The organism is Candidatus Pelagibacter communis (genome assembly GCF_001180105.1).
GTDB classification, from domain to species: domain Bacteria; phylum Pseudomonadota; class Alphaproteobacteria; order Pelagibacterales; family Pelagibacteraceae; genus Pelagibacter; species Pelagibacter ubique_K.
On record NZ_CVSO01000029.1, the window covers coordinates 1 to 985 of the forward strand.

At 28.1% G+C, this 985-nt stretch carries 1 protein-coding gene; it reads right to left on the bottom strand.

The features are described 5' to 3' along the window. Nucleotides 1-896 (bottom strand): hypothetical protein (locus AMN84_RS04960; protein WP_179850688.1); only part of this gene is annotated, 896 nt, incomplete at its 3' end. Nucleotides 897-985: the final 89 nt, after the last annotated feature.

Sequence of the window (985 nt, forward strand, 5' to 3'; positions counted from 1 at the left end):
TCTTGATTGATTATCTTTTTATTTATTGCCTCCTTTGCTCCCACATCTATTTCTTGATTGATTATCTTTTTATTTATTGCCTCCTTTACTCCTATATCTATTTCTTGATTGATTATCTTTTTATTTATTGCCTCCTTTACTCCTACATCTATTTCTTGATTGATTATCTTTTTATTTATTGCCTCCTTTACTCCCACATCTATTTCTTGATTGATTATCTTTTTATTTATGATCTCATTTACATTTACATCCTGAAACACGTCTGCTACAGTTATCCTTTCTTTAGTCTCGTTTACTATTTCTACTACATTCACATCTATGATTTCTCTTTCTTTTTTTATTACAACATCATCATATTTGAACATCCCTCTATTTTTATTTCTTTTTAAGATCTCTCTCAATATCAATTTCTCTGATCCATCTTCTTCTCTATTAATTTCACATCCCCTGCCAACTCTTTTAAAGTTTATAATATAGTCTTTCTTCAACACATCCATTTTATTTGAAGTTCGAATAATTTCTTGCTTGTCCGATTTATCACTTTGAATAATTTCATGCTTCATTTTTTCCGCCGGCTCAATTTTTTCATTAGTAACAACTTTCTTATTTCTATCCAAAACCATATATCTGTTTTGAATTACAAATTTTTCTTGTCGATTTTTCTTAAACTGTAACGTTACACAATTCTTTCTTAAGCCTATCATTAATAAATAATCCATAAATCCCAGTAAAGCATAATCCTTAAAGTCTAACATATCATAGAACTTCTTTAACTCTCGTACAAAATATTCTCTATTCATACATAAAGGTTGTTGATCTCTACTTTCTAACAACAAATTTTCTCTCTTTGATTCTAATAACATTATCGGTGGCTTATTTTTCGCTTCTAATAACATTATTGGTGACTTATTTTTGGATTCCAATAATATTATTGATTGCTTACTTTCAGATTTTTCTACCGGTAACAAACTATCCATTAATTGAT